The organism is Achromobacter sp. 413638 (assembly GCF_043119405.1).
In the GTDB taxonomy this organism is placed as follows: Bacteria; Pseudomonadota; Gammaproteobacteria; order Burkholderiales; family Burkholderiaceae_B; genus Achromobacter.
The window spans coordinates 58,731-75,120 of record NZ_JBICCO010000006.1 but is presented as its reverse complement, the minus strand read 5'-3'; the positions used below and the strand labels follow the sequence as shown (position 1 = coordinate 75,120).

Below are 16,390 nucleotides of genomic sequence, written 5' to 3'. Positions count from 1 at the left end.
CGCCGTCTACTTGGTGGTGTAGCCGCCGTTGATCAGGATGGTCTGGCCGGTGATCCACCAGCCGTCCGACACCAGGAAGCGGATGAAGGGCACCACGTCCTCGATGTCGGTCAGGCCGGTCTTGGAAAACGGCGACAGCGCGGCGGCGGCCTTGTGGTAGGCCACCGCGTCGGCGCCTTCGGCCGGATAGAAGAAGGGCGTGTCCATCGGGCCGGGGCCGACCGCCGTCACCGAGATGCCGCGGATGCCGTATTCCTTGGATGCGGCGCGGGTGTAGTGCTCGACCGGGGCCTTGGTGCCTGCATAGGCCGCGTAGAACGGCGTGTAGGCGCCCAGCAGCGAAGTGACCAGCGTGCAGATCTTGCCGTTGTCGTTGACGTGGCGGCCCGCTTCGCGCAGGAAGAAGAACGCGGCCTTCGAGTTGACCGCCGTCATCTCGTCGTACTCGGCCTCGGTGATTTCGGTGAAGGGCTTCTTCAGCACCTTGCCCACCGTGTTGATCGCGATGTCGGGCCGGCCGACGGCGGCCACCGCGTCGGCGAACAGCTTTTCCATGGCGCCGGCCGAACTCAGGTCGGCCTGCAACGCCACCGCCTGGGCGCCCAGCTGCTTCACCGCCGCCACGGTGGCGTCGGCGTCGGCCTTGGTCGCCGGACTGTTGTAGTGGATCGCCACGGCGTGCGCGCCCTGTTGCGCCAGGTCGCGGGCGATCAGCCCGCCCAGGTTCTTCGCGCCGCCCGCGATGATGATGGTCTTGCCCTTGATGCCGTGATCCGCCATGGGATGCTCCTGATTGCGAGCCGCGGGGTTGCGGCCGCCCATGGAAGGGAATGATATATTCCATAAAATCAGGATAAAGCTGTTAATTCTGTCTTTACTATCCAGAATTGACGAACATTCCTGGGCTTCGTCCTCGACCATCCGGGTTGGCGCTTGCGTCCCGCCCGCGTTTCATCGACTCGTACGCCGGCTCGCGGCCGGCCCCCTGCATGGATAGGATCGACCTGTTTCGCGTCTACGCCCGCGTCGTCGAATGCGCCAATTTCACCCGCGCGGCGGATACGCTGGGCCTGCCGCGTTCCACGGTGTCTGCCGCCATCCAGGAACTGGAGGGCCGGGTCGGCGCGCGGCTCCTGAACCGCACCACGCGCCAGGTCGCGCCCACGCGCGAGGGCGAGGTCTTCTACGCGCGTTGCCTGCGGCTGATCGAAGACATGGAAGAGGCCGAGAACCTGTTCCGCCAGGCCTCGGTCGGGCCGCGCGGCGTGTTGCGCGTGGACGTGCCGGGCCGGGTGGGGCGGTTGATCGTGGCGCCGGCGCTGCCCGCGTTTCTGGACGCGTATCCGCAGATCGATATCACGCTGGGCGTGACGGACCGCGCCGTCAACCTGATCGAGGAGGGCGTGGATTGCGCGCTGCGCGTGGGCGAGCTGCCGGATTCGGGGCTGGTGGCGCGCACGATGGGCAAGCTGCCGCTCATCAACGTCGCCAGCCCGGCCTATCTGGCGCGCCACGGCGTGCCGCGCACGCCGGCGGACCTGGACGCGCATGCCTGCGTGCACTACGCCTCGCCGTCCACGGGCCGCGTCGCGCCATGGGAATGGCTGGAGGGGCAGGTCGCGCGCATACGCACGCTGCCGGGCCGCGTCACGGTCAACAATGCCGAGGCCTATATCGCCAGCTGCCTGGCGGGTCTGGGGCTGATCCAGATCCCGGCCTATGACGTGCGCCAGCATCTCGCATCGGGCGAGCTGGTGGCCGTGATGCCGGACCATCTGCCCGCGCCCATGCCGATGACCTTGCTCTATCCGCAGCGGCGCTTGCCGTCGCGCAGGGTGCAGGTGTTCGCGGACTGGCTCGAGGCCCTGCTGCGCGAGGCCTGCGAGCCGACGTGACGCGGCGGCGGCCTGGCCGCCTTCGGCGCGCGTCGATGCCGGATCAGCGTTCGGCGTCGGGCGCGGCGGACGGCTTGCGTTCCGCCTCCAGCTCGGCCAGCGAAGCACTGCGCAGCGGCTCGGGGAAGCCGCCCGACACCAGGTGCGCCAGCGCCGCGTCGATCCGCCGCCAGCCTTCCGGCTCGCGCAATGGCAGGCCCAGGAAATGGCTTTCGGTCTTGGCGCGCAGCGTCAGGTAGAGCACGCCGGCCAGCATCACGCTGACCACGGCCGGCGCGTCCAGGCCGGGGCTGAGCCCGTCGATGCGGTCGATGAAGTCGCGCGCGGCGCGTTCGCGCCGCTCGGCCAGCGGGGCCGACACCTCATTGCGTTCGATCAGCTCCCAGCGCCGCACTTCGCGCAAGGTGTCGTTGCCGGCCAAGGCCTCGACCTGCGCGCGCAGCATGGACAGCACCAGGTCGGCCGGCGTGCGCTGGCTGGCCTCGTCGGACAGCAGCAGGCCGGGATTGCGCGTCCAGAAATCCTGTTCCCGCATCCAGGCCAGCATCAGGCCGGGCATGCCGTCGAAGTAGCGGTAGATCAGTTCCTTGCTGACGCCGGCGCGCTTGGCGATGGCGTTGATGCCGACGCCGCCCATGCCCGTTTCGCGGATCTGTTCCTCCAGGGCCAGCAGGATCTGGCGTTCGGTTTTCTCGCGTCGGGACATGGGCGCATTCCTTCGATGTGACGGGCCACCCGGCGCGCGGCGGCGTGGCGCGCCGGCGCTCGTGGTCATCTGCTGAATTCTAAAGAGGAATCCGCGAATCGACGAACGCCCGCGTCGACATGACCCGATCGAAGGTTGAGCGGCCCGCCCGCGAAGCGCGCGGGCGCCAGCTCCGTCCGCGCCTAGAGCCCGACCGCGCCGAGATCCGGACGGCGCAAGTGCCAGTCCGTGGCGGCCTGGAAGGCCATGCCGATACGGCCCAGCGCGGCCTCGCCGTGGGGGCTGCCCAGCAGTTGCACGCCCACGGGCAAGCCGTCGGCGGTGAAGCCGGCCGGCAGCGCCAGGCCGGACGCGTTGACGTAGTTGCCGGCGCGCGTGAAGGCCGCCAGCGGCGTCGCCGTTTCGTCGACGTCTTCGAGACGGCAGGCGGCGAAGGGCAGGCAGGGCGTCAGCAGCGCGTCGGCGCCGCGCATCCATTCGGCCCAGGCCGCGCAGGCGCGGGCGTGCGCCTGCAGCGCCAGCACGTAGTCCGCCGCGCCCGTGGCCTTGCCCGCCAGCACGCGGGCGCGCACATGCCTGCCGAACGGCAGGGAGTCGTCCTCGATGTATTCGCGGTGCAGCGCATAGGCTTCGGCGGCGATGATCAGGCCATTGCGCAGCATCATGTCGTGGAAGTCGAACGGGAAGGGCGTTTCGCACACCTCGGCGCCCAGTTCGATCAGCGCGCGGCGCGTGTCATCCAGGGCGGCCAGCACGGCGCCATCGACCTCGATCGGGTATTGCGCCGGCGGCATCATGGCGATGCGCATGCCGCGCAGGGGCCGCGCGCCGGCGGGCGTCCCCGGCATCTGGAAGGCCGGCACGCCCTGCGTGAGCGGATCCCTGGGATCGGCGCCGGCCATGGCCTGCGTCAGCAGCAAGGCGTCGCGCACGTCGCGCGTCAGCGGACCGATGGAGTCCAGCGTGCCGGACAGCGGCACCGCGCCATGCAGGCTGATCAGCCCGCGCGTGGTCTTCAGGCCGGTGACGCCGTTGAGCGCCGCCGGGATACGCACCGAGCCGCCGGTATCGGAGCCCAGCGCGGCGGGCGCCAGGCCGGCGGCCACGGCCACGCCCGAGCCGCTGGACGAGCCGCCCGGAATGCGCGCGTGTTCCAGATCCCAGGGGTTGCGCGGCGTGCCCATCACGGGATTGGTGCCCCAGCCGCCGAAGGCGAACTCGACCATGTGCAGCTTGCCCAGCGGCACCATGCCGCCCGCCAGCAGCCTGGCCACGGCGGTCGAGGTGGTCGTGCCGCGCCGCTGGCGCCAGGCCTGCGAGCCGGCGGTGGCGATCTGGCCTTCGATGTCGCACAGGTCCTTGATGGCCACGGGCACGCCGTCCAGCGGGCCCAGCAGGCCGTAGCCGGCGCGGCGGCGCGCGTCGGCGGCCTCGGCCAGGCGCAGCGTGCTGTCGGCATCCACGCTCACATAGGCGTGCAGCGCCTGATTGGCGCGGTCGATGCGGTCCAGGAAGTGCTTCGCCAACTCCACCGAGCTGTGGCGTCCCTCGGCCAGGCCCAGGGCGAGTTCGCTCAGCGTGGCAAATGCGATGTCAGACATGTTTTCCTCGGGTTGGTGCGCGGGCCGCGCGCGCGGCGCGGCCCGGCGCGATGCGCGCGATCAGCGCTTGTTCCAGGCAGGCATGGGGTAGACCGGCTTGGCGGTGGCCACGTCCTCAGGCCAGACGGGCGCCATCTGCTTGCCCGGCAGCAGCTGTACGACGGGGAAGGGCATCTGCAGTTGCTTGCCCGTCTCGTCGATGGCGTAGGGGCCGGCCATCACCGTGAGCTTGCCGGACAGGTCCAGCGAGGCCTTCTTGAGCGCGGCGGCGTCGGTGTTGCCCGCCTGCTTGACGATCTCTTCGGTCAGCGCGCCCGCGCCGTAGGCCAGCGCGGTCTGGAAATCGGGCGGGAACTCGGCCTTGGGGAACAGGCGGTCATAGGACGTGGCGAATTGCTCGCGCGTCAGGCCGGCGTTGACCTTCCAGTTGATCGCGGGATGGTAGTTGGTGTGGCTGTAGATGTAGTCCGCGTCGGCGCCGATGGCCTGGAATTGCGGCGTGGACGCGTACACCATGAAGACGTACGGGAAGTTGATGTCCAGCTGCTTCATCTGGCGCGTCATGCTGATCAGGTCGCCCTCGTAGGAGGTCGGCACCAGCGCCTCGGCGCCGGACGCGCGGGCCTTCTGCAGAATGGTGCTGAAGTCCTTCTGGCCCTTGGGGTACTTCTCGAACATCACGACCTGCATGCCGTTCTTGGCGGCCTGCTCCTTGCCGCCCTCGGCCAGGCCGGCGGGGAAGGGCTCGTCCGAGTACAGCAGCGCGACCTTTTTGACGCCCAGCTTGGCGGCCATCTCCATGTTGGCGCGCAGCATGGCCGACACCGGCATCTGCGTGCCCGACACCATGTTCTTGAAGCCCTGGCGGTACAGGTCGTCGCTGGCGGCGGACCAGACCATCATGTACTTGCCCAGCCGTTCCGTGACGGTCGCGGCGGCGGCCGTCAGCGTGGAACCGAAAGGCGCGAACACCAGGTCCACTTTTTCATCGACAATCAGGCGTTCGTAGACGCGCGTCACCATCTGCTTGTCGCTGCGGTCGTCCAGCTTGACCAGTTCGACGGGGTATTTCTTGCCCTTGATCTCGATGCCGCCACGGCGGTTGACGTCGTCGACCCAAAGCTCGACGCCGCGCACGCCGGATTGCGAGGCGAGCGCGAAGCTGCCGGTGGACGATACCGTCATGCCGATGCGCAGCTTGTCGGAAGTCTGGGCGGCGCCGAGGGACGGCGTCAGCGCCGCGGCGGCCAGGGCCAGCGCGGGCAGGCGGTACAGCCAGGATTTGCCAAACATGGGATGTCTCCAATCGTTATAAATATGCGATCCCGGACCTGGTCTTGGGGACAGATCGCGAGCGGTATTGGGCAGTTTTTGCGCAATACGGGAAGTAGCGTATAACAAATAGGCATGGAGTGCACGCCTTGAGTAAATTGAATTACCGACAGACCGAAATGTTGTGGGCCGTGGTGATGGCCGGATCCATCAGCGGCGCCGCCCGGCTGCTCAATATTTCCCAGCCGGCCGTCAGTCGCATGCTCGCCCACACCGAGAAAGCGATGGGGGTGACGCTGTTCGAGCGGGTGCGGGGGCGGCTGCAGCCGACCGTGCAGGTGCAGAGCCTGTTCGAGGAGATCGAGAAGACGCAGCGCATGATGCAGCGGGTCAATGATCTGGCCGACGCGCTGGCCGAACACGGCACGGGCGTGCTGCGCCTGGCGTCCATCCCCAGTCTGGCGCAGTACCTGGTGCCGCGCGCCGTGGCGCGCTTTCAGCAGCGTCACCCCGAGCTGTTGCTGCGCCTGGGCACGACCGCGCTGCCCAGCCTGATCACCGATGTGCTGCAGGGCGAGGCCGAGCTGGGATTGGTGGTGATGCAGGCCGATCATCCCTTCCTGGTGTCGGAGCCCCTGCATGTGGGGCGCATGGTGGCGGCCATTCCGCGCGGACACGTCCTGGCCGGGCGCGAGGTGGTCAGCCTGGCTGATCTGTCGCCGCATCCGCACATCATCGTCGGCACCCGCATGCCCTACGGGATGCTGGTGCTGAATGCCTTCGAGCAGGCTGGCCTGCCCTGCAACATGTGCGCCGATGTGCCCTGGAGCCAGCTGGCCTGCGCCCTGGTCAACGCGGGCGTCGGGATCGCGGTGGTGGACGAGTTCACGGTCATGCAGAACACCATGCCGGACGTGGTCATCGTGCCGCTCCAGGAGCGTATTCCGCTGAATATCTCGGCGGTCTATGCCAGCAACCGGGAGCCTTCGCGCATCGCGCAGCAGTTCATCAAGGAGCTGCGCGGCGTGCTGGAAGAGGCCTTTCCGGGAGCAAATAAGGGACTGGATAAGGGTTAGTCCTTAACTTGCAGTTATAGTTTTATCTGTTCATAATCGCCTCCAAATAAATGTGGCCGCCGATCCCGAGCGGCCCGGAGGAGACACCATGAGCAGCAGTCCCGCCCTGGCGGCGGGCGCGGCGTCGCATCGCGCGCAGGATCAGCGCGCGCAGCGGCTACGCACCCGTATCGCCATCGCCGTCTTTGCCGCGCTGACCATCAGCCTGGCCCTGGTCCCCGCCGCGACGTCGAACATCTCGTTCGCGTTCTATCTGATGCTGTGGATCACCATGGCCAGCGCCATGAACATCTGCGTGGGCTTCACCGGCTACCTGCCGTTCGGCTACGTGGTGTTCTACGGCGTGGGCGCCTACGCCACCGGCATCTGCTACAAGATCCTGGGCTGGCCCATCCTGCCGTCGCTGCTCGCGGCCGGCGGCACGGGCGTGGCGATCGCGCTGCTGCTGGCGCCCACGCTGCGGCTGCGCGGCGTGTATTTCGGCATCGTCAGCCTGGCGCTGGCCACCATCGTCAAGCTGGTGATCTCCAACCTGCCGCAGTCCTTCACCGGCGGCAGCATGGGCATCATCCTGTCCAACGCCAACAATCCCGCCCACAGCTACTACGCGATGCTGGCCGTCATGGGCGCCACGCTGGCCGTAGTGACATGGCTGTCCGCGTCGGGCCTGGGGCGCGCGCTCAAGGCCATTCGCGACGACGACGGCGCGGCCGCCTGCGTCGGCATCCACGTGCCCAACACGCGGCTGAAGGCCTGGCTGCTGGCCGCGCTGTTCCCGGCGCTGGCCGGCGGCATCGAGGCCTGGTACACGAACGTGGTCGATCCTGAATACGCGTTCCATGTGCTGATCACGGCCAAGAGCATCATCTACGCCATGGCCGGCGGCTTCGGCACCGTGCTCGGGCCGGTGGCCGGCACGCTGGCGCTGCTGGGCATCGATCACCTGATCTGGCAGAAATTCCCGGTGGTGAACCTGCTGCTGCTGGGCCTGATCATCGTGCTGCTGATGCTGTTCCTGCCGCGCGGCATCGTCGGCAGCCTGATCAAGCGCAAGCCGCAGCTGCGCCGCTACATCGCCTGAGGGATTCGACATGACCGGACTGATTATCCAAGGGCTGATCAACGGCCTGATCCTGGGCGCCATCTACGGCCTGATCGGCGTGGGGCTGAACGTGATCTTCGGCGTGCTGCGCGTGGTCAACTTCGCGCACGGCGAGTTCCTCGTGCTCGGCGCCTATTTCGCCTTCTATCTGCTGGAGTACCTGGGCATCAACCCCTTGCTGGCCTTGCCGCTGGCCTTCGCCGTCTTCTTCCTGGCCGGCTATCTGCTGTACTTCGTGCTGATCCCGAGGCTGTCCAAGGCCGAAGATCCGGAGATCAGCTCGCTGCTGCTGATGTTCGGCGTGTCCATCATGCTGGGCGCGATCATGCTGCTGGCCTTCGAAGCCGACGCCCGCTCGCTGCCCTATGAGATCGAGCCGGTGTTCCTGAAATTCGGCCCGGTGCTGGTCCCGACGGTACGGTTGCTGGCGCTGGGCATCGCGCTGGCCATCGTGGCGGCGCTGGCCCTGTTCCTGTACCGCACGCATCTGGGCAAAGCGCTGCGCGCCATCATCATGAACCGCGACGCGGTGCGCATCGTCGGCATCAACGCCGAGCGCCTGTCGGCCGTGGCCTTCGGCCTGGGCATCGGCCTGGCGGCGGCCAGCGGCGTGCTGGTGGCGATGGTGTTCCCGTCCTTCTCGCCGTTCATGGGCAACGACTACACGCTGATCGGCTTCATCGTCATCGTGCTGGGCGGCCTGGGCCATCCGGTGGGGGCGCTGGTCGGCGCGCTGCTGTTCGGCGTCACCGAGCAGGTGTCGGTGGTGTTCTTCAATCCGTCCATCGCCACCATATGCGGCTTCACGCTCATGGTCGCCATGATCTTCGTGCGGCCCAGCGGGCTGTTCGGCCGCCAGGCGCTGCGCTAGGAGATCCGCCATGTTGAAAGTCAGCAATCTGAAAAAGCGTTTCGGCGGCCTGGTGGCGCTGCAAGGCGTGGATGTGCATGTGCCGCGCGGCGCGATCCTGGGCGTCATCGGCATGAACGGGTCGGGCAAGACCACCATGCTCAACTGCATCAACGGCATCTACACGCCGGACGAGGGCCGCATCGAGCTGGATGGCCGCGATATCGCCGGCCGCCAGGTCCATGAAGTGGCGCGGCTGGGCGTGGGGCGCACCTTCCAGGTGCCGCGCATCTTCCGCCAGCTGACGCTGCTGGACAACCTGGACGTGGCGCAGCAGCAGACCGGGCGCAGCGCCGACGAGCGCTACGCCCAGTCCGAATACTGGCTGCGCAAGGTCGAGCTGCACCGGCTGCGGCACAACTACGCCGAGGAATTGTCCGGCGGCCAGCAGAAGCTGGTGGAGCTGGCGCGCATCATGGTCGCGCGGCCCAAGGTGGTGCTGCTGGACGAGCCCTTCGCCGGCGTCAACCCGGCGCTGGCGCAGCTGCTGATCTCGGTCATCCGCGAGTTGCCGGTCGAGCACGATTGCTCGGTGGTGCTGGTCTCGCATGACCTGACCTCGATCTACCAGCTATCCCACCACATCATTGTCATGAACGAAGGCGCGATCCTGACCGAGGGCGATGCCGACCATGTGCGGAACGATCCGCGAGTGGTCGAGGCATATCTCGGCGAGTAGAGCCCACCCCGCAGCGCCTGCGGCGCTTCCCCCTAGGGGGCGCCGCTACGGACCGGCGGAGCCGGGTCCGTGCGGCCCCGCTTGAGTGAGGGCGGTTTTTATTGGGTGCGGGTGGTTTATCTCGGATGAGGGGCGCCGGGCTCGTGCGAGGGCGGCGTCCTGTTGGATCGGATCGGATTGGATTGAACTGCGCGCGGCGCAGAGGAGCGACGGATATGAGCAACGCAGTGCTTGCGCTGGAAGAGGTGACCGTGGCCTATCACGGCGACATCACCATTCTGAACCGCGTGAATGTGCAGGCCCGGCAGGGCAAGGTCACGGGTGTGATCGGACCTAACGGCGCCGGGAAGTCGACGGTGCTCAAGACGCTGTTCGGCTTCCTGCCGCCGCGCACGGGCCGCATCACGTTACGCGGGCAGGACATCAGCGCGCAGCCTTCGCACGAGCGCGCGCGCCATGGCGTGGCCTTCGTGCCGCAGCATCGCAGCCTGTTCGGCGAGTTGTCGGTGCATGACAACCTGCTGCTGGGCTGCTGGCCGTTCCGGCAGGACAAGGCGCGCGTGCGCCGGCGTATCGAGTCGGTGTATGAGCGCTTTCCGATCCTGGCGCAGAAGCGCGACGATCCGGTGTCCAGCATGAGCGGCGGCCAGCAGCGTTTCGTGGAGTTCGGTCGCGCGCTCCTGATCGAGCCGTCGGTGATCCTGCTGGACGAGCCGACCGCCATGCTGGCGCCGCGGATTTCCAAGGAGATCTATGCGCTGATCCGGGGTTTCGCGGACGAAGGCATGACGGTGGTGCTGGTGGACCAGAACGTGCGCCGCTGCGCCGAGATTTCGGACTATATGTACATCCTGGAGCTGGGCCGCAACAAGGCGGAGGGATCGCGCGAGGCCTTCGACGAGGGCGGCGGGTTGCGCGAGATGGTCGCGTCGTGGATGGACTACAAGATCGACTGAGGGCCCGACGGTACAAGGACGGACCGGGCATGGCCCGGTCCGGCAGTCGTCACAGCGGCCGTCCGAGCCGCTTTTCCACCTGGGCTTTTTCCCATTGCGGACCGAACAGCCGCCAGGGCGCGTAGACCCGGACGGCGCGCGCCGCCAGGGCCAGTCCCAGGCCCAGCATCGCCCAGTAAGACCACATGTTGTGGGGCGATGTCAGCAGGTTGATCGCGAACAGCGCCACCGCGATCAATATGTAGCGCATGCAAGCCACATAGAAACCGCGCAATTCGCGGACATGGGCGAAGGCTTCCCGTTCCGCCTCGTCGGCGGCCGTCATGGTCGTGTCCATATTCGTTTCCTCTGCGTTCAGGGTGGAAAAGTCGACTTCGAAAACCGAGGCAATGGACTTGAGCGTTTCCACGCTCGCGGGTTGGCCCGCTTCGATGCGCTGGATGGTCCGGGCGCTCAGCCCGCTGGCCTGGGCCAGCTGCTGTTGGGACCAGCCACGCTTGAGGCGCAGCTTTTGAATCAACATGGTTCGGCTTCCATTGGTTCGGAGCTGCCAAGGTAGCCGAAAGGACCGCTCAGGGATACGACACGGGCACGACATGGGTGCGACAGGGACACGACAGCGCTGCGACGGCTATCCGCCACGGGGACGACTGCCCTGGCGGCGGCAGATTCTGACCGTCGATGCCTGTTCCTGGTTTTGGCCGAGCGAAAGTTGACACTGCGCTTTCGGGGCAGTCAGCCGGCGCCGTGATCGAACGTCACTGTGTCCAATCGTCCAGCCGCAGCCCGGACACACGGGAAAACTCGCGAGTGTTGTTCGTGACAAGCACAAAACCCCGAGAGCGGGCGTGGCCGGCGATCATTGCATCGTAGGGGCCGATGGGCGTGCCGGCTCGCGCCAGCTCCGCCCGTAGTCGGCCGGCGTGCGCGGCTGCCGCGCGGTCATAGTTCAGCACTTCCAGGCGTTTCAGGAATCCGTCGATGACGGCATGGTTCCGGGCCGGGGTTGCTGATTTTTCAGCGCCGTAGCGCAGTTCCATCGCGGTGATCGCGCTTACGCAGAGCTGGCCTGGCCGCCGGTTGAGCGCCTGCCGCACGGCGCCCGGCTTGTTCTTGATGGCGAAGATGCAGATGTTCGTATCGAGCACGAACCGCAGCGTCATCGGGCGTCGTCCGTCGGCTGGTCGCGATCGACAAGAAAGTCGGCAGTGACGGATTCACCGTCGAACCAGGCGTCCCAGGAGTTGTCGGTGGTTGCGGTGGGGCGCTGGCGGTTGCCGGCGGCGGGCCTGGCCGGGGGTTCCTGCACGGCGATGGTCGGGGTGGGGCGGATCTTGTAGCGGGATTCCAGTGTCATGGCGTGCTCCTCGGAATGTGCATGGCGCACTTCCGTTGTAGCCAAGACCAGGGAGGCCTGCCTATTGTGGTCTACCGAGGGGTGAAGCAGGCCGGGGACGCCGCGCTCGCGCGCGGACGTCCCGGACGGCTTCAGATGAGTCCGCGTATGCCCGCTATGCCGTGCGCGCCATGGCGCAGCGCCTGCGACACGGTTTGCTCGGACTGGCCGCCGAGCGCATACACCGGCAGGCCGGCGTCGCGGTTGCCGGCCACGAAGCCTTCCCAACCCAGCGTCGGCGCGCCGGGATGGCTGGGCGTGTCCAGCACCGGACCCAGCACGGCGAAGTCGGCGCCCAGATCGCGCGCATGCGTGACCTGGGCGTTGTCGTGCGCCGATGCGCCGACCAGCGCGCCTTCGGGCAGCGCCGGGCGCGCGTCCAGGCGGGCGGCGTCGGCGGCGCGCAGGTGCACGCCGTCGGCTTCCTTCCACCAGGCGGCCGGATGGATGCTGTTGACCAGCAGACGCGCGCCGGCGGCGTGGCAGCGCTGCTTCACCTGCAGCAGCGCTTCATGCAGCGAGGCGGCGCCGGGGCCGTCGGGCCATTGCGGCTCGCGCAGCTGCACCAGCTTCACGCCACGCGCCAGCGCCGCGTCCAGCCGGCCCAGGAAAGCCGGCAGGCCCGCGCGCGAGCCGATGGAACTGATGCCGTAGCGGGTCGGCAGCTGCAACCAGCGCAGCGGCGGCAGCGTGGCGGGCAGGAGGTCGCCGACCTCGGCCGCGCGCGCCGGGTCGACCCATTCCAGGCGCTGGTTCTCCAGGCCGCGCGGCTCGCCTTCCCAGCCGGTGACGTGGCAGAACGCCAGCCGTACCGTGGTGTGGGGATAGACGTGCACATAGGTGACCCAGGGGCGCGATTGCGTGACGCGGATGCCGATTTCTTCTTGCAGTTCGCGCGCCAGCGCCTGCAGCACGGTCTCGCCGGGCTCCAGCTTGCCGCCGGGCAGTTCCCACCAGCCCGACCAGGGCTTGCCTTCGGGACGCTGCCCCAGCAGCAGCTTGCCGTCCGGGCGCAGGATCAGGCCGGCGGCGACATCGACGATTTTTTCAGACATGACGGGCAGCCCAGTCGCGGGCGAATTGGTAGGCGACGCGTCCCGAGCGCGAGCCGCGCTCCAGCGTCCATTGCAGGGCCTCGGTGCGCGAGGGCTCGATGTGCTGTTCCGGGCAACCCAGCTCGCGCAGCCAGTGGTAGACGATGTCCAGGTAGTCGTCCTGCTTGAAGGGATAGAACGACAGCCACAGGCCGAAGCGCTCGGACAGCGAGATTTTTTCCTCGACCGTTTCGCCGGGATGGATTTCGCCGTCCGGCTGGTGCTTGGCCTGCAGGTTCTCGCTCATGTATTCCGGCATGAGGTGGCGGCGGTTGGAGGTGGCGTAGATCAGCACGTTGTCGCCCGAGGCGGCCACCGAGCCGTCCAGCACCGACTTCAGCGCCTTGTAGCCGGCCTCGCCTTCCTCGAAGGACAGGTCGTCGCAGAACACGATGTAGCGCTCGGGCCGGCCCGCGACCAGCTCGACGATGTCGGCCAGGTCGCCCAGGTCGGACTTGTCCACTTCGATCAGGCGCAGGCCGCGATCGGCGTAGGCCGCCAGCATGGCCTTGACCAGCGAGCTCTTGCCGGTGCCGCGCGCGCCGGTCATCAGCACGTTGTTGGCGGGCTTTTTCTCGATGAACTGCTGCGTGTTGCGGTCGATGACGTTCTTCTGGCGCTCGATGTGCTGCAGGTCGTCGAGGTCGATGCGGGCCACGTGGCGCACCGAGTCGAGCCAGCCGCGCGCGCCGCGCTTGCGCCAGCGGTAGGCATGGGCGGTCCAGTCGATTTCGGGCGTGGCGGGCGGCAGCCAGGCTTCGAGCTGGGCCAGCACGCGCTCGGCGCGCTGGATCAGGGTGGTGAATTCGTTTGCGGTCACGGTTGTGGTCCTTGGATGGGCTGACGGGCCTGCGGCCATCGGGCCGCGGCGCGTCCGCGTTTGTCTTCGGATGGGCGACATCCGAGTCGCATGAGGCGGGCAGGATTCCTGGAGGATTTCGCGCAACCGACCTTGTGAGTCGGCGGCATCATCCCGCCAAGAATCAAGCCCCCCAATGAGGCAGGGCCTGCACGATCCGGGCCGCGCGGAGCCGGCTTTGCCGGTCCGCAGCGGCGCCCCCTTGAGGGGGAAGCGCGTAGCGCTTCGGGGGTGGGCCAAACCACTTCAGGAACGGTAATCGGCGTTGATCGATACGTACTCGTGCGAGAAGTCGCAGGTGTAGACGGTGTCGCTGACCTGGCCGCGGCCCAGAGCGATGCGCACGGCGATCTCGGCCTGCTTCATGACGCGCTGGCCGTCGGCTTCCTGGTAGGACGGATTGCGGCCGCCGTTGACGGCGACCAGCACATCGTCCAGCCACAGGCGGATGTTCGAGACGTCCAGGTCGTCGATGCCGGCGTAGCCCACCGCGGCCAGGATGCGGCCCAGGTTGGGGTCCGAGGCGAAGAAGGCGGTCTTGACCAGCGGCGAGTGCGCCACGGCGTAGGCGACCTTCAGCGCTTCTTCGGTGCTGCCGGCTTCCTCGACGCGGATGGTCATGAACTTGGTGGCGCCTTCGGCGTCGCGCACGATCTTCTGCGCCAGCTCCAGCGCGGCGGCGGTCAGGGCCTGGCGCACGGCGGCGTAGTCGGCATCGGACTCGGCGTTCACCTCGACGCCGGACTTGCCGGTGGCGGCGATGATGAAGGAGTCATTGGTGGACGTGTCGCCGTCGACCGTGATGCGGTTGAACGAGGCGTCGGCGATCTCGCGGGCCAGCTTGCCCAGCAGCGGCTGGGCGATGCCGGCGTCGGTGGCCAGGAAGCTCAGCATGGTGGCCATGTTGGGTCGAATCATGCCGGCGCCCTTGCTGATGCCGGTGAAGGTGACGGTCTTGCCGCCGATCTGGACCTTGCTGGAATGGACCTTGGGCAGCGTGTCCGTGGTCATGATGCCGTGGGCGGCGCTGAACCAGTGGTCCGGGCCGAGGTTGGCGATGGCGGCGGGCAGGCCGGCGACCAGGCGGTCCAGCGGCAGCGGCTCCAGGATGACGCCGGTGGAGAAGGGCAGGACTTCGGCGGCGGGCACGCCCAGCAGCTTGCCCAGCGCGGCGCAGGTGTCCTTGGCCTTTTGCAGGCCTTCGTCGCCGGTGCCGGCGTTGGCGTTGCCGGTGTTGATGACCAGCGCGCTGATCGGGCCGCCGGCGGCCAGATGGGCCTGGCAGACCTGCACCGGCGCGGCGCAGAAACGGTTGCGCGTGAACACGCCCGCCACGCTGGTGCCGGGCGCGAAGCGGAACACGGTCAGATCGCGTCGGTTGGCTTTGCGGATGCCGGCCTCGGTAACGCCGATTTCAACGCCGGCAACAGGGAAAATTTCGGACTCGGAGGGGATCTGCAGGTTAACGGCCATGACTTCGTCTCTATCAATGAGCAGGACGGAACCGCCGCCCGCTGGGCGGCGCGTGGGGGAAAGCTGGCTATTATCCCACCGCTTTGCTGCAGGGCCGGGATTGCCGCGTGGCGGACCGCCGGGAGGGGCGCGAACGCGCCGGCGGCGGAGCGGCCAGGGGTGGCTTGCGGGCGCCCGCGAGGGACGGCGCCCTAGGGCCCGACCCGGACCGCGGCCACATCCAGCACGCCGGCATCGCGGTTGGACAGGACCGCGCGCACCGCGCCGTCCGGCGCCTGCAGCACCGAGCTGCCGGCCGCCACGTCCGTGCCGCCGGCGCGTCGGGCCACGCGCCCGCGCGAGGCCGAGAACAGCAGGTCGCCGGGCTGGGCGCCGGCCGCGCGCAGGCCGCCGGACAGCACCCGGGTGCCGGCGGGATAGGTCATGTCGCCCAGCGCGGTCTCGCGCGACAGCAGCCCCTCGAAACCCAGCAGCTGGCGGCGGGCATCCAGCCGCAGTTCCAGCTTCAGCAGCGACAGCCGCTCCACCTCCATGGGCTCGCTGCCTTCCGTGCGCAACAGCCAGCGCGCGCCCGCGCCCGCCTGTTCTATCGGCTGGCCGCGCACGGCCGGGTCCACCTGGATCCACGTGCCCGGCGGCACCGGCTGCCGGTCCAGCTGATTGCCGATGGCCAGATGGCAGCTGGCGAAACGGGGCTGGCCGCCCAGCATGACGAATTCGACGCGGTGGCCGTGGGCGCACAGCCAGCCCTCCTGGGCCTGGTCGCGGGCGATCTCCACGGACAGGGTTTCCGGCTGCCGGGCGGTCGCCGCGTAGCGATACAGGCCAGTGCTTTCCAGGCCATGGATCAGGCCCGGCTGACCGTCGGGGAAGCGGGCGCGATCGAAGGTTGACAGCTCGCCCGGCGTGGCCAGCCGCAGCACGGTGCCGGCGGGCATGTCCACGCCGGCGACGCGGGTGGGCTGGTTCAACACGCTGCGGCGCCCGGCGTCGGCCTGGGCGTCGCGCTCGGCGTCCAGCCACTGGCCCAGCTGTTGATAGGGGAAGATGGCGCCGAGCAGCGCCAGCGCGGTCATCAGGATCGTTCCCAGCCGGCGGTGGCCGCCGAGCCAATGGCGCGCGCCTCGACTGGTGGCGAGCACCGCCAGCCATGTCAGCAGGGTACTCAGACAGGCGAGGGAGACCGCCATCAGCACGTAGAAATTGCCGCCAGGAAGTGAGACCGGGATCATGGGAAGATTATAGGATCCCCCCCGAAGCGCCGGGGGCGCTTCCCCCCCAGGGGGCGCAGCTGCGGACCGGCGGAGCCGGATCCGCGCTGCCCCGATGGCGGGAGGATGTGCCTGGTTGGGCGGGCGTCTTGCTTGGCTG

Annotated in this window: 17 protein-coding genes; 6 read left to right on the top strand and 11 right to left on the bottom strand. The window is 68.3% G+C overall.

Annotated elements, in window-relative coordinates; all coding sequences use genetic code 11:
- Positions 1-6: 6 nt before the first annotated feature.
- Positions 7-780, bottom strand: a complete 774-nt coding sequence (locus tag ACEU5R_RS04430) for an SDR family oxidoreductase (RefSeq protein ID WP_103276303.1) — start codon at positions 778-780, stop codon at positions 7-9.
- Positions 781-989: 209 nt separating this feature from the next.
- Here ACEU5R_RS04430 and ACEU5R_RS04425 point away from each other — a divergent pair, with 209 nt between their 5' ends.
- Entirely contained in the window at positions 990-1,895 is a 906-nt protein-coding gene (locus tag ACEU5R_RS04425) for a LysR family transcriptional regulator (protein ID WP_392409231.1), read from the top strand.
- Positions 1,896-1,938: 43 nt separating this feature from the next.
- Here the strand turns inward: ACEU5R_RS04425 and ACEU5R_RS04420 are convergent, their stop codons facing one another.
- From ACEU5R_RS04420 to ACEU5R_RS04410, 3 genes are all read right to left on the bottom strand, one after another.
- Entirely contained in the window at positions 1,939-2,601 is a 663-nt protein-coding gene (locus ACEU5R_RS04420) for a TetR/AcrR family transcriptional regulator (RefSeq protein ID WP_392409229.1), read from the bottom strand.
- 182 nt (positions 2,602-2,783) lie between these two features.
- Positions 2,784-4,202, bottom strand: coding sequence for an amidase (locus tag ACEU5R_RS04415; protein WP_392409228.1), 1,419 nt, complete (start codon positions 4,200-4,202; stop codon positions 2,784-2,786).
- A gap of 60 nt (positions 4,203-4,262) precedes the next feature.
- Entirely contained in the window at positions 4,263-5,495 is a 1,233-nt protein-coding gene (locus ACEU5R_RS04410) for an amino acid ABC transporter substrate-binding protein (RefSeq protein ID WP_392409227.1), read from the bottom strand.
- A 119-nt stretch (positions 5,496-5,614) separates the two neighbouring features.
- Here ACEU5R_RS04410 and ACEU5R_RS04405 point away from each other — a divergent pair, with 119 nt between their 5' ends.
- The 5 genes from ACEU5R_RS04405 (at position 5,615) to ACEU5R_RS04385 (ending at position 10,197) form a co-directional block, all read left to right on the top strand.
- Entirely contained in the window at positions 5,615-6,550 is a 936-nt protein-coding gene (locus tag ACEU5R_RS04405; RefSeq protein ID WP_212317213.1) for a LysR family transcriptional regulator, read from the top strand.
- Positions 6,551-6,638: 88 nt separating this feature from the next.
- Positions 6,639-7,631, top strand: a complete 993-nt coding sequence (locus ACEU5R_RS04400) for a branched-chain amino acid ABC transporter permease (RefSeq protein WP_103272280.1) — start codon at positions 6,639-6,641, stop codon at positions 7,629-7,631.
- 10 nt (positions 7,632-7,641) lie between these two features.
- The gene (locus tag ACEU5R_RS04395) at positions 7,642-8,523 is read left to right on the top strand and encodes a branched-chain amino acid ABC transporter permease (protein ID WP_103272281.1); all 882 of its coding nucleotides are present in this window, start codon (positions 7,642-7,644) and stop codon (positions 8,521-8,523) included.
- Positions 8,524-8,533: 10 nt separating this feature from the next.
- On the top strand, positions 8,534-9,241 hold the full coding sequence (locus tag ACEU5R_RS04390) for an ABC transporter ATP-binding protein (RefSeq protein WP_103272282.1): 708 nt from the start codon (positions 8,534-8,536) through the stop codon (positions 9,239-9,241).
- A 215-nt stretch (positions 9,242-9,456) separates the two neighbouring features.
- Positions 9,457-10,197: an ABC transporter ATP-binding protein gene (locus ACEU5R_RS04385; protein ID WP_103272283.1), complete on the top strand. Its 741-nt coding sequence runs from the start codon at positions 9,457-9,459 to the stop codon at positions 10,195-10,197.
- 49 nt (positions 10,198-10,246) lie between these two features.
- On the opposite strand, the gene ACEU5R_RS04380 is transcribed toward ACEU5R_RS04385, so the two are convergent.
- From ACEU5R_RS04380 to ACEU5R_RS04350, 7 genes are all read right to left on the bottom strand, one after another.
- On the bottom strand, positions 10,247-10,720 hold the full coding sequence (locus ACEU5R_RS04380; RefSeq protein WP_103272284.1) for a helix-turn-helix domain-containing protein: 474 nt from the start codon (positions 10,718-10,720) through the stop codon (positions 10,247-10,249).
- A 235-nt stretch (positions 10,721-10,955) separates the two neighbouring features.
- Positions 10,956-11,360: a tRNA(fMet)-specific endonuclease VapC gene (gene vapC / locus ACEU5R_RS04375; RefSeq protein WP_103272285.1), complete on the bottom strand. Its 405-nt coding sequence runs from the start codon at positions 11,358-11,360 to the stop codon at positions 10,956-10,958.
- Positions 11,357-11,554 carry a hypothetical protein gene (locus tag ACEU5R_RS04370; RefSeq protein WP_392409226.1) on the bottom strand — a complete coding sequence of 66 codons (198 nt, stop codon included), beginning with the start codon at positions 11,552-11,554 and terminating at the stop codon, positions 11,357-11,359. Before ACEU5R_RS04370 ends, vapC begins: the two co-directional genes overlap by 4 nt.
- A gap of 131 nt (positions 11,555-11,685) precedes the next feature.
- On the bottom strand, positions 11,686-12,648 hold the full coding sequence (locus tag ACEU5R_RS04365) for a Nudix family hydrolase (protein WP_392409225.1): 963 nt from the start codon (positions 12,646-12,648) through the stop codon (positions 11,686-11,688).
- Positions 12,641-13,507 (bottom strand): ATP-binding protein, encoded by an 867-nt coding sequence (locus tag ACEU5R_RS04360; protein ID WP_103272287.1) that lies wholly within the window; start codon positions 13,505-13,507, stop codon positions 12,641-12,643. The genes ACEU5R_RS04365 and ACEU5R_RS04360 overlap by 8 nt, the downstream gene beginning before the upstream one ends.
- A gap of 285 nt (positions 13,508-13,792) precedes the next feature.
- Positions 13,793-15,019: a bifunctional glutamate N-acetyltransferase/amino-acid acetyltransferase ArgJ gene (gene argJ, locus ACEU5R_RS04355; protein ID WP_392409223.1), complete on the bottom strand. Its 1,227-nt coding sequence runs from the start codon at positions 15,017-15,019 to the stop codon at positions 13,793-13,795.
- A gap of 191 nt (positions 15,020-15,210) precedes the next feature.
- Positions 15,211-16,251, bottom strand: coding sequence for a hypothetical protein (locus ACEU5R_RS04350; RefSeq protein WP_392409222.1), 1,041 nt, complete (start codon positions 16,249-16,251; stop codon positions 15,211-15,213).
- Positions 16,252-16,390: the final 139 nt, after the last annotated feature.

Bases quoted from the DNA above. Each gene is read 5' to 3' on its own strand.
- ACEU5R_RS04420 (WP_392409229.1), bottom strand. From the start codon at position 2,601: ATGTCCCGACGCGAGAAAACCGAACGCCAGATCCTGCTGGCCCTGGAG.
- ACEU5R_RS04390 (WP_103272282.1), top strand. From the start codon at position 8,534: ATGTTGAAAGTCAGCAATCTGAAAAAGCGTTTCGGCGGCCTGGTGGCG.
- ACEU5R_RS04425 (WP_392409231.1), top strand. From the start codon at position 990: ATGGATAGGATCGACCTGTTTCGCGTCTACGCCCGCGTCGTCGAATGC.
- ACEU5R_RS04350 (WP_392409222.1), bottom strand. From the start codon at position 16,251: ATGATCCCGGTCTCACTTCCTGGCGGCAATTTCTACGTGCTGATGGCG.
- ACEU5R_RS04385 (WP_103272283.1), top strand. From the start codon at position 9,457: ATGAGCAACGCAGTGCTTGCGCTGGAAGAGGTGACCGTGGCCTATCAC.
- ACEU5R_RS04410 (WP_392409227.1), bottom strand. From the start codon at position 5,495: ATGTTTGGCAAATCCTGGCTGTACCGCCTGCCCGCGCTGGCCCTGGCC.
- ACEU5R_RS04370 (WP_392409226.1), bottom strand. From the start codon at position 11,554: ATGACACTGGAATCCCGCTACAAGATCCGCCCCACCCCGACCATCGCC.
- ACEU5R_RS04380 (WP_103272284.1), bottom strand. From the start codon at position 10,720: ATGTTGATTCAAAAGCTGCGCCTCAAGCGTGGCTGGTCCCAACAGCAG.
- argJ (WP_392409223.1), bottom strand. From the start codon at position 15,019: ATGGCCGTTAACCTGCAGATCCCCTCCGAGTCCGAAATTTTCCCTGTT.
- ACEU5R_RS04395 (WP_103272281.1), top strand. From the start codon at position 7,642: ATGACCGGACTGATTATCCAAGGGCTGATCAACGGCCTGATCCTGGGC.
- ACEU5R_RS04430 (WP_103276303.1), bottom strand. From the start codon at position 780: ATGGCGGATCACGGCATCAAGGGCAAGACCATCATCATCGCGGGCGGC.
- ACEU5R_RS04415 (WP_392409228.1), bottom strand. From the start codon at position 4,202: ATGTCTGACATCGCATTTGCCACGCTGAGCGAACTCGCCCTGGGCCTG.
- vapC (WP_103272285.1), bottom strand. From the start codon at position 11,360: ATGACGCTGCGGTTCGTGCTCGATACGAACATCTGCATCTTCGCCATC.
- ACEU5R_RS04400 (WP_103272280.1), top strand. From the start codon at position 6,639: ATGAGCAGCAGTCCCGCCCTGGCGGCGGGCGCGGCGTCGCATCGCGCG.
- ACEU5R_RS04365 (WP_392409225.1), bottom strand. From the start codon at position 12,648: ATGTCTGAAAAAATCGTCGATGTCGCCGCCGGCCTGATCCTGCGCCCG.